We start from the raw sequence: 18,080 nt of genomic DNA on the forward strand, positions 1-18,080 counted from the left end.
ATGGGACTTTTTTTCTACACAAAAATAGGCTCCATAAGATTCATAGGGGATTTACCCACTACAAATATTATAGAGCCTGTAAAACTTAATTGGATTACTTATCTGAAGTTTTTTTGCGCTCTTTGTCAACTGTAGTGGGCTGGAGAAAAGCTAAAATCTTTATATATTGTTGATTTTATGATTGTTGATTTTATGGTTGTGCTAGTTTATTATTACTTCCAACTCTTGTGTGAAATTTCTCCGCTATTGAGCCAGATTTCTTTTCCGTTATCACATTGCACCAAAAGCTTTCCATTTTCAGAGATATCTTTAGCAAGTCCCTTGTAGTCTTTTTTATCCAGTGTGAAAGTAACTTCTTTTCCAAGAACGAATGACTGTTTTTTATATAGGTATAATAACTCATCTGCTGGTGTTTCGAAGAAAGCACGCCAGATTTCTATGATTAATTCATTCCTTGTTATTGGAGCTGTAGTTTTAAATAAGCTAGCAGCTTTTTCTTTTAATTCTTGTGGGAAATCATTAATAGTAAAGTTGATTCCTACTCCAACAATGATATCTGTGACTAAGCCTGTTTCTACAGAGGTCATTGCTTCAGTGAGGATTCCTCCAATTTTATGATTTTTGAGGTAGATATCGTTGACCCATTTTATGTCGATATCTATTAAAGTTAGGTTCTTAATGGCTTTGTAGATAGCTCCGGCTACAAGTAGTGTGTAGGAGGGTAATTTGTCGTAGGGGAGATTTGGTTTAAGATGGAGCGTCATATAAATGCCACCTTGTGGTGAGTAGAAAGAACGTTGAAATCGACCTCGACCTGCTGTTTGATAGGAAGCTATATAGAGGGTGTTTGCTTCATTCCCTAAATCAATTGCTTCTTTTGCATCGAGTTGTGTTGATCTTGTTTCGGGTTTAAAGCTGACTTTAATTGGAAGATTTTCTTCTAGAATCTCTGGAAGAATAAGGTCTCCATTCACCAGTTTATAGCCTTTGTTTTTGATACTATCAATTTCAATGCCTTCTTGTTCTAGCCGCTTGATGGCTTTCCAAATTGATGTTCGGCTGAGGGATAGTTCTTCTGCGATTTTTTCTCCGCTGATATAATCGGTTTCTTTTGCTAGAATTTGGTAGACAGCTTGGTAGGATTTCATAGTGTTTCCTTTCTTTAGGAATTGTAAATGATTTAAATATAGTTTGGATAGTTGCTTATAATCTTTATTTTATTACTACTATTTTAACATATGCCTAGTATTTTCGGCACGATTTTTTGGAGTGAATCTAGTCATTAAGCTTGAGTTGTGAAATCTCAGTATTTTTGCTCACTTTTTTACCTAGGGAAACGTTTCCTTTGTTTTCAAATTGCTAAAAAAGTGGTACAATAAAGGGTAGCTTACTATTATCTGAATCAATTGATTTGGAGAGAAAGGATTCATTTTGAAATCAATAGGCTTTATTGAAAAGCTGAAAGGGTTGTCTAGTAAAGAGCTGATTTTATTGGGAATTATCCTGAGTATCTTTTTACCCTTTTATCTTTTTGTAGTTGTATTCTGTTTATATATTATTAGTTTGATTTTTACAGGAGACATGAAAAGTATTCTTCAGAAAATGGGGGAGCATCCGATGCTACTTCTTTTTCTTGGCTATAGTACTGTTATATCCGTTTTTGCACAAAATTGGATGGGAGTTGTGGCTTCAGTAGGAATGTTTCTATTTACTGTTTTCTTTTTGCACTATCAGTCGATTTTATCACATAAATTCTTTCGATTGATTTTGCAGCTCGTCTTGTTTGGTAGCGTATTATCAGCTGCTTTTGCGAGTTTAGAACATTTCCAAATTGTGAAGAAATTCAACTATGCTTTTCTTTCACCCAATATGCAGGTCTGGCATCAGAATCGTGCAGAAGTGACCTTCTTTAATCCTAATTATTATGGAATTATTTGTTGTTTCTGTATCATGATTGCTTTCTATCTGTTTACAACGACCAAGTTGAATTGGTTGAAAGTATTCTGTGTGTTTGCAGGCTTTGTTAATCTCTTTGGATTGAACTTTACTCAAAATCGAACCGCCTTTCCTGCTATTATCGCTGGAGCCATTATTTATCTCTTTACGACCATTAAAAACTGGAAGGCCTTTTGGCTTAGTATTGGGGTCTTTGCGATTGGCTTGAGTTTCCTCTTTTCCAGTGATTTGGGAGTTCGGATGGGGACTTTAGACTCTTCTATGGAGGAACGAATTTCTATCTGGGATGCTGGGATGGCCTTATTTAAGCAAAATCCTTTCTGGGGTGAGGGGCCATTGACCTACATGCACTCGTATCCTAGAATAAATGCTCCTTATCATGAACATGCTCACAGTCTTTATATTGATACGATTCTGAGTTACGGAATTGTGGGGACTATTTTACTAGTCTTGTCTTCTGTTGCTCCTGTTCGCTTGATGATGGATATGAGTCAGGAGTCGGGGAAACGTCCGATTATCGGTCTTTATCTGTCTTTCCTTACAGTGGTTGCTGTACACGGAATCTTTGACTTGGCCCTCTTCTGGATTCAGTCAGGTTTCATTTTCTTGCTAGTTATGTGCAGTATTCCATTGGAGCATCGAACTTTGGTATCGGACATGACGGATTAAGTTTTATAAGATTAAAATTCTTCTACCTTGGGTAGGAGATTTTTTTACTGGGAAAAATTATTTCTAAATCGAAATAGTTGACAGTTGGAATAATGAGTGTTACAATTATTTTATTCATTTCGATATCGAAATAAATTGGAGGTGTCATGAAAGATAGTCATTTGGTAGCCCATCATATTCGTTTGTTGAATGGGCGGATTTTTCAAAAGTTACTGAGCCAAGATCCTGAAGCTCTTTATCGGAGTGAACAGGGCAAGATTTTAGCGGTTTTATGGAATAGTGAAACTGGCTGCGCAACTGCGACAGATATTGCGCTTGCGACTGGGCTTGCTAATAATACTCTGACAACGATGATTAAAAAACTAGAGGAACAAAATCTTGTAACTATTAGTCCATGTGGAGAAGATAAGCGTAAGAAGTATTTGGTTTTAACAGAGTTGGGGCAGTCTCAGAAAGAAGTGGGGCATCGTGTCAGTCAGAAATTGGATACGATCTTTTACAAAGGATTTTCGGAGGAAGAAATTCGTCAGTTTGAAGCCTTTCAAGAAAGAATTTTGGCTAATCTGAAAGAGGAGGAAAATGAGGTTTAAAATGGAGCAAATTAGCTGTTTATAAGTAAAGGCCACTTTTGACTTTGTTTTCCAACTCTTAGGACAAGGAAACTATGTGGTTAGCTATGGTCAGACTCAGATTGATGGAGTTGCCTATGCCCAGTACGATATCTTCCGTCTAGAAAACGGGAAAATTGTGGAGCATTGGGATAATAAGGAAGTCATACCTAAGGTAGAAGACTTGACCAATAGAGGGAAGTTTTAAATTGAGGATACAGAATGATTGAATACAAAAATGTAGCCTTGCGCTACACAGAAAAAGATGTCTTGAGAGATGTCAATTTACGAATTGAGAATGGAGAGTTTATGGTTTTAGTTGGGCCATCTGGGTCCGGTAAGACGACCATGATCAAGATGATTAACCGTCTCTTGGAACCGACTGATGGAAATGTTTATATGGATGGCAAGCGCATCAAAGACTATGATGAGCGTGAACTTCGTCTTTCTACTGGTTATGTTTTACAGGCCATTGCCCTATTTCCAAATCTAACGGTCGCGGAAAATATTGCCCTGATTCCTGAGATGAAAGGATGGACTAAGGAAGAAATTGCTCAGAAAACAGAAGAGCTTTTGGCTAAGGTTGGCTTGCCAGTAGCTGAGTATGGGCATCGACTTCCGAGTGAATTATCTGGTGGAGAACAGCAACGGGTTGGAATTGTTCGTGCTATGATTGGTCAGCCTAAGATTCTCCTCATGGATGAACCTTTTTCAGCCTTGGATGCTATTTCGAGAAAACAGTTGCAAGTTCTGACAAAAGAATTGCATAAAGAGTTTGGGATGACAACGATTTTTGTGACCCATGATACGGATGAAGCTTTGAAGTTGGCGGACCGTATTGCTGTCTTGCAGGATGGAGAAATTCGCCAGGTAGCGAATCCCGAGACAATTTTAAAAGCGCCTGCAACAGACTTTGTAGCAGACTTGTTTGGAGGTAGTGTTCATGACTAATTTAATTGCAACTTTTCAGGATCGTTTTAGTGATTGGTTGACAGCTCTATCTCAACATTTGCAGTTGTCACTTTTGACCTTGTTGCTGGCCATCTTTATAGCGATTCCCTTGGCTGTTTATCTTCGCTATCATGAGAAGTTGGCGGATTGGGTTTTGCAGATTGCAGGGATTTTCCAGACCATCCCGTCTCTTGCCTTGTTGGGGCTCTTTATCCCCTTGATGGGAATTGGAACCTTGCCAGCTTTGACAGCTCTAGTGATTTATGCGATTTTTCCGATTTTGCAAAATACCATCACTGGGCTGAAGGGAATTGATCCGAGTCTGCAAGAGGCTGGGATTGCCTTTGGGATGACTAGATGGGAACGTCTCAAGAAGTTTGAAATTCCACTTGCCATGCCTGTTATGATGTCTGGAATTCGGACGGCAGCTGTCTTGATTATCGGTACGGCAACCTTGGCGGCCTTGATTGGGGCTGGGGGGCTGGGTTCCTTTATCCTTTTGGGAATTGACCGTAATAATGCCAGTCTGATTTTGATTGGGGCCCTTTCTTCTGCAGTGCTTGCCATTGCCTTTAACTTCCTACTAAAAGTGATGGAAAAAGCAAAATTGCGGACGATTTTCTCTGGTTTTGCCTTGGTTACAATATTGCTCGGTCTGTCTTATAGCCCAGCCCTCTTAGCTCAAAAAGAGAAGGAAAACTTGGTTATTGCTGGGAAATTGGGTCCAGAACCAGAAATCTTGGCCAATATGTATAAACTCCTTATTGAAGAAAATACCAGCATGACTGCGACTGTTAAACCAAATTTTGGGAAAACAAGCTTTCTTTATGAAGCTTTGAAAAAAGGCGATATTGACATCTATCCTGAATTTACAGGAACGGTGACTGAAAGTTTACTTCAGCCATCACCGAAAGTGAGTCATGAGCCAGAGCAGGTTTATCAGGTAGCGCGTGATGGCATTGCCAAACAGGATCATCTAGCCTATCTCAAACCCATGTCTTATCAAAATACCTATGCTGTAGCTGTTCCGAAAAAGATTGCTCAAGAATATGGCTTGAAGACCATTTCGGACTTGAAAAAAGTGGAAGGGCAGTTGAAGGCAGGTTTTACACTTGAGTTTAATGACCGTGAAGATGGCAATAAGGGCTTGCAATCAATGTATGGTCTCAAGCTTAATGTAGCGACCATGGAGCCAGCCCTGCGCTATCAGGCTATTCAGTCAGGCGATATTCAAATTACGGATGCCTATTCGACTGATGCGGAATTGGCACGTTATGATTTACAGGTATTGGAAGATGACAAGCAACTCTTCCCACCTTATCAAGGGGCTCCACTCATGAAAGAAGCTCTTCTCAAGAAGCATCCTGAGTTGGAAACAGTTCTCAATAAATTGGCTGGTAAAATTACTGAAAGCCAGATGAGCCAGCTTAACTATCAAGTCGGTGTTGAAGGCAAGTCAGCAGAACAAGTAGCTAAAGAGTTTCTCCAAGAACAAGGTTTGCTGAAGAAATAGCTTGAAAAGCTAAACTCAACTTGGTTAAACGACTATATAGAAGAAAGCTCAGACAATGTCGTCTGGGCTTTTTTGATTGTTGAAAAGATAAAAAACTCAGTAACCTAGAAATAAGGCAACTGAGCACTACTCTGTATTCAGTTTTTAGGAATGAGAAGGTCTAGATAAAATTGGACAACTTCCTGGTCTGTAAAGTCTTGTCCTTTTTTGAGCCACCAGGTCAATGTCTCGACAAAGTTGGACACGACTAAGTGTTGGAGGTAAGAAGTAGGTAGATTAGGGTGAGCTTCTTTTAAATCATTAGCCATCAGGGAATAGACATGGTGTTCTAGCTCTTTATGGAGTTGACGGAGGAAGTAGTCATTTTTGGAAAATAGCAGACTGGTGATATGGTCTTGATTTTTCTGAAAATGCAGAAAGAGGTGGGCGAGATAATCCTCGGTTGAAATGGACTCCTCTCTTTCAAAGAGGTGATGGAAGAGGTAGCGGCAAAGCTCGTCCAGAAGTAGTTCCTTGCTCTCATAGTGACAGTAAAAGGTGGATCGTCCCACATCTGCGAGATCAATGATATCCTGAACTGTAGTGGATTCGTAGCCCTTCTCGTTCAAAAGTTGTAGAAAAGCTTGATAGATGGCTTTTTTTGTTTTGCTGATACGGCGGTCAATATTAGTCATATGGACATTTGAGGCAAATTGTTCAGAACTGAATAAAGCTGACATTTTGCTTCTATCCTTTCTTTGAGTTTTAGTAGATAATAATAATGAACAAGGTGTTCATAAATCTATTATAACAAAGGAATGAGAAAGATGAAGGCAAAATATACTGTTTGGGTAGCTTTTTTCTTAAATTTAAGCTATGCTATTGTTGAGTTTATCGCAGGAGGCATCTTTGGTTCGAGTGCTGTTCTTGCTGATTCTGTCCATGACTTGGGAGATGCTATAGCTATTGGCATATCGGCCTTTTTAGAAACAATCTCAAATAGAGAAGAAGATAGGCAGTACACCTTGGGTTACAAGCGATTTAGTCTTTTAGGGGCACTTGTGACTGCTGTGATTCTTATCACAGGATCCATCCTAGTGATTTTGGAAAATATAACTAAACTTTTTAATCCACAGCCCGTTAATGATGAAGGTATCCTCTGGCTAGGGATCATTGCAGTCAGTATTAATGTGCTAGCTAGTCTAGTAGTTCGCAAGGGAAAGACAAAGAACGAGTCAATTCTCAGCCTGCACTTTTTTGAAGATACTCTTGGTTGGTTGGCTGTCATTCTAATGGCGATTATCCTCCGATTTACAGATTGGTATATTCTTGATCCGCTCTTATCTCTTGTCATTTCCATCTTCATTCTAACAAAAGCCATTCCACGTTTTTGGTCTACACTCAAGATTTTCTTGGACGCTGTGCCGGAAGGAGTAGAGACTGGTGATTTGGAGAAGGATTTGGATGCTCTGACCAATGTCAAAAGTGTCAATCAACTTAGTATTTGGTCCATGGATGGTCTGGAAAATAATGCCATTATCCATCTCTGTTTAGAAGATTGGGAGCAGATGACGGAAACAAAGAATCAAGTGCGTCAGCTCTTAGAAGAAAGAGGTGTGCAGAATATTACAATCGAAGTGGATACCAGCCAAAGCAATCATGCGCAACATAAGCGGAGGGTAACAGCCTTAGAGCAACCCCATGGGCATCAACACTAGAAAAGAGGCTGGGGAAAAGTCTTTAAAAGTGAAAAGCGCATAGTGTCAGGCATTAAAAAAACTTGATACTATGCGTTTTATTGTGGGGACATTTACTTCATTTTATCTTGAAATTTAGTTTTTGCCTAGATTCTAATATCTTAATCATTCCTTGTACTCTCTCTCAATGTCAGTCTGGTTCCCAGCATGGTCAGGCTAGGGATTTTGCGACCGTGGAGTACTTCCTTATTAAGAATATCCATACCTGCCCGGCCCATTTCCTCGGTATAGACCGTGATGCTAGAAAGGGGTGGATAGACCTGCTTGGTCAGACTAGTGTCGTTAAAGGAAATAAGACTGACGCGGTCTGGCAGGCTGATTCCAGCTTCTTGGAGGGCACGGAGGGCACCGATGGCTAAACTATCGCTGGCTGCGAAAAAGGCTGGTGGGAGTTGGTCTCCCAAGCTCTGAATGGCCTCCTTCATCAAGTCATAGCCAGACTGGGCGGTAAAGCTACCTTGAAAGACCAGTTCATCATGATAGATTCCTTTTGTTTGACTGTAGTTCTTAAAGTTTTCCAGACGCTTATCCTCAATGATTTCTTCTTGGTCTGTTGTTTCCTCAAGCCCTGTTAGAATCCCGATACGATCAAGTCCTTGGCTGAGGAAATAATCGACAATCTGTTTCATGGCAGTGTAAAAATCCGTGATAATGCAGGTGTGTCCTAGTGAAAGAGTATCACTGTCTAGAAAGACAAGAGGCTTTTGGTATTCTTCAAAGGTAGAAATCTGAGCTCGGCTAAACTTTCCGATGCAGAGAATCCCAATCACTTCTTCGCTCAGGGTAAAAGGATGGTCATTAAAATAGCGTAAGATATCATAGTCCAGTTCTTGGGCTCTTTTTTCTATTCCTAGGCGAATCTGGTAGTAGTAGAGGTCGTCCAGCTCCCCTTGTTCACTGACCCATTGGATAATAGCAATCTTTTGCTTGGGTTTGTGGGACTCGCCTGTCTTGAGGTGCTTGGTGTAGCCCAACTCTTCAGCGACAGTTAAAATACGGTGTCTGGTTTCTTCTGTAACAGATAGGCTCTGGTCGCGGTTGAGGACGCGGGATACGGTCGCGATAGAGACAGAGGCTAGCTGTGCAATGTCTTTTAAGGTAGCCATAAATCCTCCTTCTTTTAAGTTAGTATATCATATTTTTCTACCTTTTACCGATAGTTTAGTAAAATTTTAGTAAAAAGGATTGACCTTGGGAAATCCCTTGGATACAATAGAAGAAAACGATTACACGTTAAGGTGACTTAACGGACAGTAAAAGGAGAAATCATATGACACAACATCTTACTGCTGAAACTCTTCGCAAAGACTTTCTTGCTGTTTTTGGTCAAGAAGCAGACCAAACTTTCTTTTCACCAGGTCGTATCAATTTGATTGGTGAACACACAGACTACAACGGTGGGCACGTTTTTCCTGCTGCTATTTCCTTGGGAACTTACGGTGCAGCTCGTAAGCGTGACGACCAAGTCTTGCGTTTCTACTCAGCAAACTTTGAGGACAAGGGTATTATCGAAGTGCCTCTCGCTGATCTCAAGTTTGAAAAAGAGCACAACTGGACCAACTATCCAAAAGGAGTTCTTCATTTTTTGCAAGAAGCTGGGCACGTGATTGATAAAGGTTTTGATTTTTATGTTTATGGGAATATCCCAAATGGTGCTGGCTTGTCTTCTTCAGCATCCCTTGAACTCTTGACAGGAGTCGTGGCAGAGCATCTCTTTGATTTAAAACTAGAGCGTCTCGATTTGGTAAAAATCGGAAAACAAACAGAAAACAACTTTATCGGAGTCAACTCTGGTATCATGGACCAGTTTGCTATCGGTATGGGGGCTGACCAACGTGCTATTTACTTAGATACTAACACTTTAGAGTATGATTTGGTACCACTTGATTTGAAGGACAATGTCGTTGTTATCATGAACACTAACAAACGCCGTGAATTGGCGGACTCTAAATACAATGAACGCCGTGCTGAGTGTGAAAAAGCAGTGGAAGAGTTGCAAGTTGCCTTAGATATTCAGACCCTGGGTGAATTGGATGAGTGGGCCTTTGACCAATACAGCTATCTGATTAAAGATGAAAATCGTTTGAAACGTGCTCGCCATGCTGTGCTTGAAAACCAACGTACCCTTAAAGCGCAAGCAGCCCTTCAAGCAGGAGATTTGGAAACATTTGGTCGTTTGATGAATGCTTCTCACGTTTCTCTAGAACATGACTATGAAGTAACTGGTTTGGAATTGGATACCCTTGTTCACACAGCTTGGGATCAAGAAAGTGTTCTCGGTGCTCGTATGACAGGGGCAGGTTTTGGCGGATGTGCCATTGCCTTGGTGCAAAAAGATGCTGTTGATGACTTTAAGGAAGCTGTAGGCAAATACTACGAGGAAGTAGTTGGCTACGCTCCAAGCTTCTATATCGCTGAAGTTGCAGGTGGCACTCGCGTCCTTGACTAGTCAAAAGGAGACTCTATAGTGACCTTAGTAGATAAATTTGTAACACATGTCATTTCTGAAAGTTCATTTGAGGAAGTGGATCGAATCTACCTGACCAATCGTGTCTTGGCACGAGTGGGAGACGGTGTTTTGGAAGTTGAGACGGATCTGGATAAAGTGATTGACCTCAAGGACCAGTTGGTTGAGGAAGCCGTTCGATTAGAGACGATTGAGGATAGTCAGACTGCGCGTGAAATCCTTGGTGCTGAACTGATGGACTTGGTGACTCCTTGTCCGAGTCAGGTCAATCGTGACTTTTGGGCAACCTACGCCCACTCTCCTGAGCAAGCGATAGAGGATTTTTACCAACTCAGTCAGAAGAATGACTACATCAAACTCAAGGCCATTGCTAAGAATATCGCTTATCGTGTTCCGTCTGATTACGGTGAACTTGAAATTACTATCAATCTCTCTAAGCCTGAGAAGGATCCCAAAGAGATTGCGGCAGCCAAGTTGGTGCAAGCTAGCAATTATCCCCAGTGTCAGCTTTGTCTAGAGAATGAAGGCTACCATGGTCGGGTCAACCACCCAGCTCGCAGCAATCACCGTATTATCCGTTTTGAAATGGCTGATCAGGAGTGGGGCTTCCAGTATTCGCCCTATGCTTACTTTAATGAGCATTGTATTTTCTTAGATGGCCAGCATCGTCCCATGGCCATTAGTCGTCAGAGCTTTGAGCGTCTGCTGGCTATCGTAGAACAGTTTCCAGGATATTTTGCAGGCTCTAATGCCGACCTGCCGATTGTGGGTGGCTCTATTCTGACTCATGATCACTATCAGGGAGGCCGTCATGTATTTCCTATGGAATTGGCTCCCTTGCAAAAGGGCTTCAGATTTACTGGTTTTGAGCAGGTCAAGGCTGGGATTGTCAAGTGGCCCATGTCAGTGCTACGTTTGACTTCGGATTCCAAAGAGGATTTGATCAACTTGGCTGATAAGATTTTGCAGGAATGGCGCCAGTATTCAGATCTTGCAGTGCAGATTTTAGCAGAGACGGACGGGACACCGCATCACACCATCACACCCATTGCCCGTAAACGCGATGGACAGTTTGAGTTGGACTTGGTCTTGCGGGACAATCAGACATCTGCAGAACATCCTGATGGCATCTATCATCCCCACAAGGATGTCCAACATATCAAGAAGGAAAATATCGGATTGATTGAGGTCATGGGGTTGGCTATCTTGCCACCACGTCTGAAAGCAGAAGTGGAGCAAGTCGCTAGTTACCTCGTGGGAGAAGGGGAGACAGTTGCCGATTATCATCAGGAATGGGCAGACCAACTCAGAGCCCACCATCCAGACCTAACGGATAAAGAAAAAGCTCTTGCAATCGTCAAGGACTCTGTGGGTGCTATCTTTGCGCGTGTACTTGAGGATGCAGGAGTTTACAAGCAGACCGAGCAGGGACAGGTAGCCTTTATGCGCTTTGTAGAGCAGGTAGGGATTTTACCAGGATAGGACCTTTCTCCTTGCACAGTCCTATAAAAAGTAGTATCATAGTGTCGTTTGAAATATCAGGAGGAAACAATGAAAGATTTTCATTTTGACGCTATATCTGCCTTTGAAAATTACGAAATTGAACAAATGAGAGATGGTCACGTTGTGGTGACGACGAAAGTCGTGGATTCGTCGCTCAACTACTATGGCAATGCCCATGGTGGCTATCTCTTTACCCTTTGCGACCAGATTAGTGGTTTGGTGGTCATATCTCTGGGGCTTGATGGAGTGACACTCCAGTCCTCTATCAATTACCTCAAAGCAGGAAAACTCGACGATGTATTGACTATTAAAGGAGAATGTGTCCATCAAGGTCGCACAACCTGTGTGGTAGATGTGGATATCACCAATCAAGAGGGCAGAAATGTTTGCAAGGCAACCTTTACCATGTTTGTCACAGGTCAGCGGTCAGAAGACAGACAGGTAAGGATATAAAGAGTAATTTAATAGAGTGAGGTGAATTTTGGAATTTATAAAATTTGCCTTACTCATTTTTTGATATTGATATGATTTAATTCTAAAATAGAAAATTTAGTAATGTGGTAGAAAAATACAAGAGTTGTGTTTTAATTTCTATGGTATAATTAAAAGCATGAAGATAAAAGAAATAAAGGAAGTTACATTACAACCGTTCACGAAATGGACAGGTGGTAAAAGACAATTATTGCCTGTTATTAGAGAATTAATGCCTAAAACCTATAACAGGTATTTCGAACCTTTTGTTGGAGGTGGAGCTTTATTTTTTGATTTAGCTCCTAAAGATGCAGTTATTAATGATTTTAACGCTGAACTAATAAATTGCTATCAACAAATTAAGGACAATCCTAAAGAATTGATTGAAATTTTGAAAGTTCATCAGGAATATAATTCAAAAGAATATTATTTAGATTTACGTTCTGCTGATCGTGATGAAAGAATAGATATGATGTCTGAAGTACAAAGGGCAGCACGTATTCTCTATATGTTGAGAGTAGACTTTAATGGTTTATATCGTGTGAATTCTAAGAATCAGTTTAATGTACCTTATGGTCGTTATAAAAATCCTAAAATTGTTGATGATAATTTGATATCTGCTATTTCAACTTATCTGAATAATAGTCAGATAGAAATTAAAAAAGGAGATTTTGAAAAGGCTGTTTTGGATGTTCAACCAGGGGATTTTGTATATTTTGATCCCCCGTATATTCCATTGTCAGAGACAAGTGCCTTTACTTCCTACACTCATGAGGGGTTTTCATATGATGATCAAGTAAGATTAAGAGATACCTTTAAGAAATTGAGTGATGCAGGGGCTTATGTTATGTTATCAAACTCCTCTAGTTTTTTGGTAGAGGAGTTGTATCGAGATTTTAATATCCATCATGTTGAAGCTATCCGAACTAATGGAGCAAAATCTTCAAGTCGAGGAAAAATTTCTGAAATTATAGTCACAAATTATGAAAAATAACGAATATAAGTATGGAGGTGTTTTAATGACAAAACCATACTATAATAAAGATAAAATGATTCTTGTTCATGCAGATACGTTTAAGTTATTATCGAAAATGAAACCAGAAAGCATGGACATGATCTTTGCTGATCCTCCATATTTTTTGAGTAACGGTGGTATATCAAATTCTGGGGGACAGGTTGTATCTGTAGATAAAGGTGACTGGGATAAGATTTCTTCCTTTGAGGAAAAGCACGAATTCAATCGTAAATGGATTCGTTTAGCAAAAGAAGTTCTGAAGCCTAATGGGACGATATGGATTTCAGGTAGTTTGCACAACATATACTCAGTTGGAATGGCATTAGAGCAAGAAGGTTTTAAAATTCTGAATAATATTACTTGGCAGAAAACAAACCCTGCCCCCAATTTATCTTGTCGTTATTTTACCCATTCTACTGAAACCATTTTATGGGCCAGAAAAAATGATAAAAAAGCTCGTCATTACTACAATTATGATTTGATGAAAGAGCTAAATGATGGTAAGCAAATGAAAGATGTTTGGACAGGTGCTTTGACGAAAAAAGCTGAGAAATGGGCTGGCAAGCATCCAACACAAAAACCAGAATATTTATTGGAACGTATAATTTTGGCCTCTACTAAAGAGGGTGACTATATTCTAGATCCATTTGTTGGTAGTGGCACTACGGGTGTTGTTGCGAAGCGATTAGGTAGAAGATTTATAGGTATCGATGCTGAAAAAGAATATTTGAAGATAGCTAGAAGAAGATTAGAGGAGGAAAACTATGGCTAGAAAACCAAATAAACATGGAGGAGGAGCCAAAACGACGACTAATGGTTTGAAATTTGAAAGAGATACTGATTTTTCGGAATTAGTAGATTCCCTTCCAGGATATGAAGTTAAAGAAATAGATTTCAAAGATAGAAAAGCAACAAAAGGCTTTGAAGTTTTTAGAGTTGGGGAAGAAGAAATCATTGGTAAAATTATGCCTCAATATAGATTTTATGATTTTTTGAAAGAATTGGGGATTAAGAATACCAATTCTAAACAATGGAAACCAGATGAAGTATTTATAAATTTTGAAAATCATACAGTTTATATAGTTGAGAAAAAATGGCAGGAAAGCGAAAGAAGTGTTGATGAAAAACTACTGGGCTTTGGCAATAAAAGACGTATTTATCAACGTTTGTTAGATAGTGTGCAAGAGGGTGAACCATTTTCTGTGCAATTCATATTTGTTGGAAATAAAAGTTTTTTTGGTCAAGATAAATATCGTGATACTTTTGAAATGTTACGAGGGGATGGCATCAAAATAATGCTTGATGAATACGACATGACATTTTTTGGTTTATTTTAATTACAAGGTGAATTATGGATTTTAATACTTACATTTCTTCATCATCAGAAGATAGATTACAAAATTTTTAAAATACTCTCTCAATTACCAACAGAACTCCTGAGTATTATGTAAATTGGGAGAAAGTTGATCGTGAGACAAAGAAGTATGAACTAGAGTTGAATACTTTAAACTACTTAATTGGTAAAGATGATATCTATTCAGATGCATTAGACCTATTCACTAAACAACCTAATTTGTTAAAAGCAATTCCTAGCTTGATTGCAAGTCGTGATAATGTTTTAGATATTCTGACAATAGATAATGACGATAATATGTCTTTTGAGCAATTGGATTTCAAAACGATAGACACTAGCAGAATAGATGATTACATCAAATTTATTGAGAAATCTGGTTTATTAAAGTTTTTACAACAACATGCTAATCGTTCATTAGTTGATTATGTTTATGGAGTGGAGACTGGATTAGATAGCAATGCACGAAAAAACCGAAGTGGAACAACTATGGAGGGGATTTTAGAGAGACATGTAGCAAAAATTTCTCAGGAACAAAGATTAGAATGGAAAGCTCAATCTACAGCTTAATATATTAAAGATAAGTGGGGGATTAAAGTACCTGTTGATAAGTCTGAGAGAAGATTTGATGTTGCAGTTTATTCCCGAGAAAAACATAAGGTTTGGTTGATTGAAACAAATTATTATGGCGGCGGAGGAAGTAAATTAAAAGCGGTTGCTGGAGAGTTTACTGAACTCAGTCAATTTGTTGTTACTTCAGATGACAATGTTGAATTTGTTTGGGTTACTGATGGTCAAGGATGGAAAACAGCACACTTACCACTAGCAGAAGCATTTAGTCACATTACGAATGTATTCAATTTAGAGATGTTAAGAGAAGGATTTTTAGCTGATTTATTTTTACAATAATTGTTCATTAGCTATAAACAAAAAAGAGGCTCGCACCTCTTTTTCTTATTTCTTTTTATGATTTAATACGGCATTGAGGACAATAGCAAGTAGGCTGGCTACGACGATTCCGTTTGAAAAGAACATTTGGAAGGCTGTCGGCATGCTGATAAAGAGATTGCTGTTATTTAGACCGACACCTGCAGCGATTGATACAGCTGCTATAAGGAAGTTGTGTTCATTGTTAGCAAAGTCAACACGGGCGAGGATTTGCATCCCTTGAATAGATACAAAACCAAACATCACCAGCATGGCACCACCGAGGACAGGGCTTGGAATGATTTGGGCAAGGGCGCCAAACTTAGGAAGGAGTCCAAGGAGAACCAGGAAACCAGCTGCGTAGTAGATTGGTAGGCGAGTCTTGATACCTGACAATTTAACCAAACCAACGTTTTGTGAAAATCCTGTGTAAGGGAAGGTGTTAAAGATTCCTCCGAGAAGTACGGCCAAACCTTCTGCTCGGTAACCGTTGCGAAGGCGCGTGCTGTCAATTGGATCTTTTGTGATATCAGACAAGGCCAGATAAACACCAGTTGACTCAACCATAGAAACCGTTGCGATGATACACATCATGACAATAGATGAGATTTCAAAGGTTGGCATCCCAAAGTAGAGGGGAGTTGGGACATGGACAAGCGGTGCTGCCGCAACAGGGGAGAAGTCCACCAAACCCATGCTAGCAGCAATGGCTGTTCCAACAACTAGACCAATCAAAATAGAGATAGACTTGATAAATCCTTTGGTAAAGATGTTAATCAAGAGGATAATCAGAACAGTGATAGCTGCAAGCAAGAGACTTTGACCAGTTGGCTCTGGAACGTTATTTCCCATATTTCCAATAGCGACAGGAATCAAGGTTAAACCAATCGTAGTAATAACAGATCCTGTTACGATAGATGGGAAGAGATTGGCTACTTTTGAGAAAATGCCTGAAACAAGAACCACGTAAATCCCTGATGCGATAAGGGCACCAAACATAGCGCCACTACCATGGCTTTGCCCAATCATAATCAAGGGAGCGACCGACTGAAAGGCAACTCCGAGAACGACTGGGAGTCCAATTCCAAAGTATTTGTTGAGTTGGAGTTGAAGGAAGGTTGCCACCCCACACATGAAGATATCTGTAGAAATCAGGTAGGTCAACTGCTCAGTTGAATAGCCAAGGGCTGTCGCAATCATGATAGGAACCAGGATGGATCCTGAGTACATAGCTAGTAAGTGCTGCAAGCCAAGAACGGCTGCTTGCGAGTGTTTTTCTTGAGTTTGCATTAGAGATCTGCCTCCTTAAATACGACTTGACCATTTTCAAAACGATCTAAACGAGCGAGTGATAGAACAGGGTAGCCTGCTTTTTCAAGCAAATCACGGCCATCTTGGAAAGATTTTTCAATCACGATACCGATAGCTTCGACTGTGGCTCCGGCCTGTTCGATGATTTGAATCAAGCCTTTGGCAGCTTGGCCATTAGCAAGGAAATCGTCGATAATCAAGACCTTGTCCTCTGGTGAGAGGAATTTTCCAGCGATAGAAACGGTGCTGGTCACTTGCTTGGTAAAGGAGTAAACTTCGGCAGTTAAGATACCTTCGTTCATGGTAATGTTCTTAGCTTTTTTAGCAAAAATCATAGGGACATTTAAGGCTTCAGCTGTAAAAACAGCTGGGGCAATACCCGACGCTTCAATGGTTACAACCTTGGTAATGCCAGCAGAAGCAAATTTTTCCGCAAAGAGCTTTCCAATCTCTCGCATCAATTGATAGTCAACTTGGTGGGTTAAAAAGGAATCCACCTTGAGGATGTTATCACCCAAGATATGCCCATCCTTGAGGATGCGCTCTTCTAATAATTTCATAAGACCTCCTAAAGTCTAAAAGCCAATTTACTTGTTGTTTAAATGTTTCTATAGTGATCCCTTTTGCTAGTACTATATATTTGATAAAACTATTACGAGCGAAGCGAGTCTTATCAAATATTTCCCGTTGTAGTGGTATCATAGACAATAATCTTGTTATTGTCTATGACGGGATTTTTGAGACTTTTGGCTCAAAAATTAGGGATGAAATTCCGAAGGAAGTTGCTCCCGTCCGCACTAATTAAGGGAAATATTAAAAATATTCAAAAAAGACCTACTTAATCTCTAAGTAAGTCCCCAAAATAGGCATGGCAAAAACGACCATACCTCACTTCTGACTTACTTATTGTTAGGTGTTCCGGCACCTTGTAGAAACGTCGTGCCAATTCACGACATAAACAAGTAAAATGATATTCAATTTTAAATAGGCTTGAGCCAATGTTTTTATTTTACACTAAATAACTTTAGAAATCAAATATTTTGTTAGTGTTTTGGTTTAAAAAACGAACAAATATAATAAAAATGGGCAAAAATTAACTTATTGGCTAACATTTAGAAGGTTTTTTCCATCATAAAAGGCATATTATCAAGTTTTTAAACACTTGACAATATGCCTTTTTAACTTTAAAGACTTTTTCCAAATCTTTATTATTCTACTCGCTAAATCTTAAAAAATAGCCATCTGGATCCAAAACTGCAAACTCATGAGGATAGATATAGTAATCTCCAACACGAAACTTTCTTTTGGTTAAGGGACGATGGATAGGATAGTCAGCTTCTAGCAGTTTTTGGTGGAGTTGAGGGACATCTTCAATACCAAAGGAAATATTGACACCGCGCCCGAAAGGATAGGTTAGTTGGGCTAATTCTTCTGTGCTGCCTTCTTCTAGCATAAGTTGGCAGTCTTCAAGTGAGAGGAAGAGAAATTTCTCCTCTGGACGCTCGTATTCGACAGAGAATCCCAGCAAGTCGCAGTAGAAGTGGCGTGACTTTTCGAGGTCAGATACTACAAATTCAGGAATGACAGCTTGATAGTCCATTA

At 39.7% G+C, this 18,080-nt stretch carries 17 protein-coding genes, 2 pseudogenes and 1 riboswitch; of the genes and pseudogenes, 13 read left to right on the top strand and 6 right to left on the bottom strand.

Features of this window, described 5'->3' with window-relative positions; genetic code table 11:
• Positions 1 to 212 precede the first annotated feature (212 nt).
• On the bottom strand, positions 213 to 1,148 hold the full coding sequence (gene birA / locus N8L90_RS06555) for a bifunctional biotin--[acetyl-CoA-carboxylase] ligase/biotin operon repressor BirA (protein ID WP_261024714.1): 936 nt from the start codon (positions 1,146 to 1,148) through the stop codon (positions 213 to 215).
• A 283-nt stretch (positions 1,149 to 1,431) separates the two neighbouring features.
• Here birA and N8L90_RS06560 point away from each other — a divergent pair, with 283 nt between their 5' ends.
• The 5 genes and pseudogenes from N8L90_RS06560 to N8L90_RS06580 all read left to right on the top strand — a co-directional run bounded on the left by N8L90_RS06560 (position 1,432) and on the right by N8L90_RS06580 (position 5,697).
• Complete coding sequence (locus N8L90_RS06560) at positions 1,432 to 2,625, top strand: O-antigen ligase family protein (RefSeq protein WP_261024715.1); 1,194 nt, start codon at positions 1,432 to 1,434, stop codon at positions 2,623 to 2,625.
• Between the two features lie 146 nt (positions 2,626 to 2,771).
• Positions 2,772 to 3,215 carry a MarR family winged helix-turn-helix transcriptional regulator gene (locus N8L90_RS06565; protein ID WP_033688208.1) on the top strand — a complete coding sequence of 148 codons (444 nt, stop codon included), beginning with the start codon at positions 2,772 to 2,774 and terminating at the stop codon, positions 3,213 to 3,215.
• A gap of 34 nt (positions 3,216 to 3,249) precedes the next feature.
• Positions 3,250 to 3,441 (top strand): annotated as a pseudogene (locus N8L90_RS06570) (nuclear transport factor 2 family protein); the annotation flags it as partial.
• Between the two features lie 14 nt (positions 3,442 to 3,455).
• Complete coding sequence (locus N8L90_RS06575) at positions 3,456 to 4,184, top strand: ATP-binding cassette domain-containing protein (protein WP_261024717.1); 729 nt, start codon at positions 3,456 to 3,458, stop codon at positions 4,182 to 4,184.
• Positions 4,177 to 5,697: an ABC transporter permease/substrate-binding protein gene (locus tag N8L90_RS06580; protein WP_261024719.1), complete on the top strand. Its 1,521-nt coding sequence runs from the start codon at positions 4,177 to 4,179 to the stop codon at positions 5,695 to 5,697. The genes N8L90_RS06575 and N8L90_RS06580 overlap by 8 nt, the downstream gene beginning before the upstream one ends.
• A 137-nt stretch (positions 5,698 to 5,834) precedes the next feature.
• Here the strand turns inward: N8L90_RS06580 and N8L90_RS06585 are convergent, their stop codons facing one another.
• The gene (locus N8L90_RS06585; protein WP_031237576.1) at positions 5,835 to 6,371 is read right to left on the bottom strand and encodes a TetR/AcrR family transcriptional regulator; all 537 of its coding nucleotides are present in this window, start codon (positions 6,369 to 6,371) and stop codon (positions 5,835 to 5,837) included.
• Between the two features lie 132 nt (positions 6,372 to 6,503).
• Between N8L90_RS06585 and N8L90_RS06590 the strand changes: the two genes are divergently transcribed.
• On the top strand, positions 6,504 to 7,394 hold the full coding sequence (locus N8L90_RS06590) for a cation diffusion facilitator family transporter (protein WP_020901629.1): 891 nt from the start codon (positions 6,504 to 6,506) through the stop codon (positions 7,392 to 7,394).
• Positions 7,395 to 7,534: 140 nt separating this feature from the next.
• Here N8L90_RS06590 and galR read toward each other — a convergent pair whose 3' ends face one another.
• A complete protein-coding gene (gene galR, locus N8L90_RS06595; RefSeq protein WP_101786467.1) occupies positions 7,535 to 8,539 on the bottom strand; it encodes a DNA-binding transcriptional regulator GalR in 1,005 nt (334 codons plus the stop codon).
• Positions 8,540 to 8,703: 164 nt separating this feature from the next.
• Here galR and N8L90_RS06600 point away from each other — a divergent pair, with 164 nt between their 5' ends.
• The 7 genes and pseudogenes from N8L90_RS06600 (at position 8,704) to N8L90_RS06630 (ending at position 15,149) form a co-directional block, all read left to right on the top strand.
• A complete protein-coding gene (locus N8L90_RS06600; protein WP_261024720.1) occupies positions 8,704 to 9,882 on the top strand; it encodes a galactokinase in 1,179 nt (392 codons plus the stop codon).
• An 18-nt stretch (positions 9,883 to 9,900) separates the two neighbouring features.
• Complete coding sequence (locus N8L90_RS06605) at positions 9,901 to 11,382, top strand: UDP-glucose--hexose-1-phosphate uridylyltransferase (RefSeq protein WP_261024721.1); 1,482 nt, start codon at positions 9,901 to 9,903, stop codon at positions 11,380 to 11,382.
• 69 nt (positions 11,383 to 11,451) lie between these two features.
• A complete protein-coding gene (locus N8L90_RS06610) occupies positions 11,452 to 11,856 on the top strand; it encodes a PaaI family thioesterase (RefSeq protein WP_000651223.1) in 405 nt (134 codons plus the stop codon).
• Positions 11,857 to 12,013: 157 nt separating this feature from the next.
• Complete coding sequence (locus tag N8L90_RS06615; RefSeq protein WP_261024722.1) at positions 12,014 to 12,868, top strand: DNA adenine methylase; 855 nt, start codon at positions 12,014 to 12,016, stop codon at positions 12,866 to 12,868.
• 25 nt (positions 12,869 to 12,893) lie between these two features.
• Entirely contained in the window at positions 12,894 to 13,661 is a 768-nt protein-coding gene (locus tag N8L90_RS06620) for a DNA-methyltransferase (RefSeq protein ID WP_049488313.1), read from the top strand.
• The gene (locus N8L90_RS06625) at positions 13,654 to 14,226 is read left to right on the top strand and encodes a hypothetical protein (RefSeq protein WP_261024724.1); all 573 of its coding nucleotides are present in this window, start codon (positions 13,654 to 13,656) and stop codon (positions 14,224 to 14,226) included. Before N8L90_RS06620 ends, N8L90_RS06625 begins: the two co-directional genes overlap by 8 nt.
• Before the next feature lie 14 nt (positions 14,227 to 14,240).
• Positions 14,241 to 15,149, top strand: a pseudogene (locus tag N8L90_RS06630) (type II restriction endonuclease).
• Between the two features lie 45 nt (positions 15,150 to 15,194).
• On the opposite strand, the gene N8L90_RS06635 reads toward N8L90_RS06630, so the two are convergent.
• The 3 genes from N8L90_RS06635 to N8L90_RS06645 all read right to left on the bottom strand — a co-directional run bounded on the left by N8L90_RS06635 (position 15,195) and on the right by N8L90_RS06645 (position 18,078).
• On the bottom strand, positions 15,195 to 16,457 hold the full coding sequence (locus N8L90_RS06635; RefSeq protein WP_049523878.1) for a nucleobase:cation symporter-2 family protein: 1,263 nt from the start codon (positions 16,455 to 16,457) through the stop codon (positions 15,195 to 15,197).
• A complete protein-coding gene (locus N8L90_RS06640; protein WP_261024726.1) occupies positions 16,457 to 17,038 on the bottom strand; it encodes a xanthine phosphoribosyltransferase in 582 nt (193 codons plus the stop codon). The genes N8L90_RS06635 and N8L90_RS06640 overlap by 1 nt, the downstream gene beginning before the upstream one ends.
• A gap of 326 nt (positions 17,039 to 17,364) precedes the next feature.
• Positions 17,365 to 17,460: riboswitch (purine riboswitch) on the bottom strand.
• A 231-nt stretch (positions 17,461 to 17,691) separates the two neighbouring features.
• The gene (locus tag N8L90_RS06645; protein WP_049502476.1) at positions 17,692 to 18,078 is read right to left on the bottom strand and encodes a bleomycin resistance protein; all 387 of its coding nucleotides are present in this window, start codon (positions 18,076 to 18,078) and stop codon (positions 17,692 to 17,694) included.
• Positions 18,079 to 18,080: the final 2 nt, after the last annotated feature.

It is taken from the genome of Streptococcus mitis (genome assembly GCF_946190115.1).
Taxonomy (GTDB): Bacteria; Bacillota; Bacilli; order Lactobacillales; family Streptococcaceae; genus Streptococcus; species Streptococcus mitis_CO.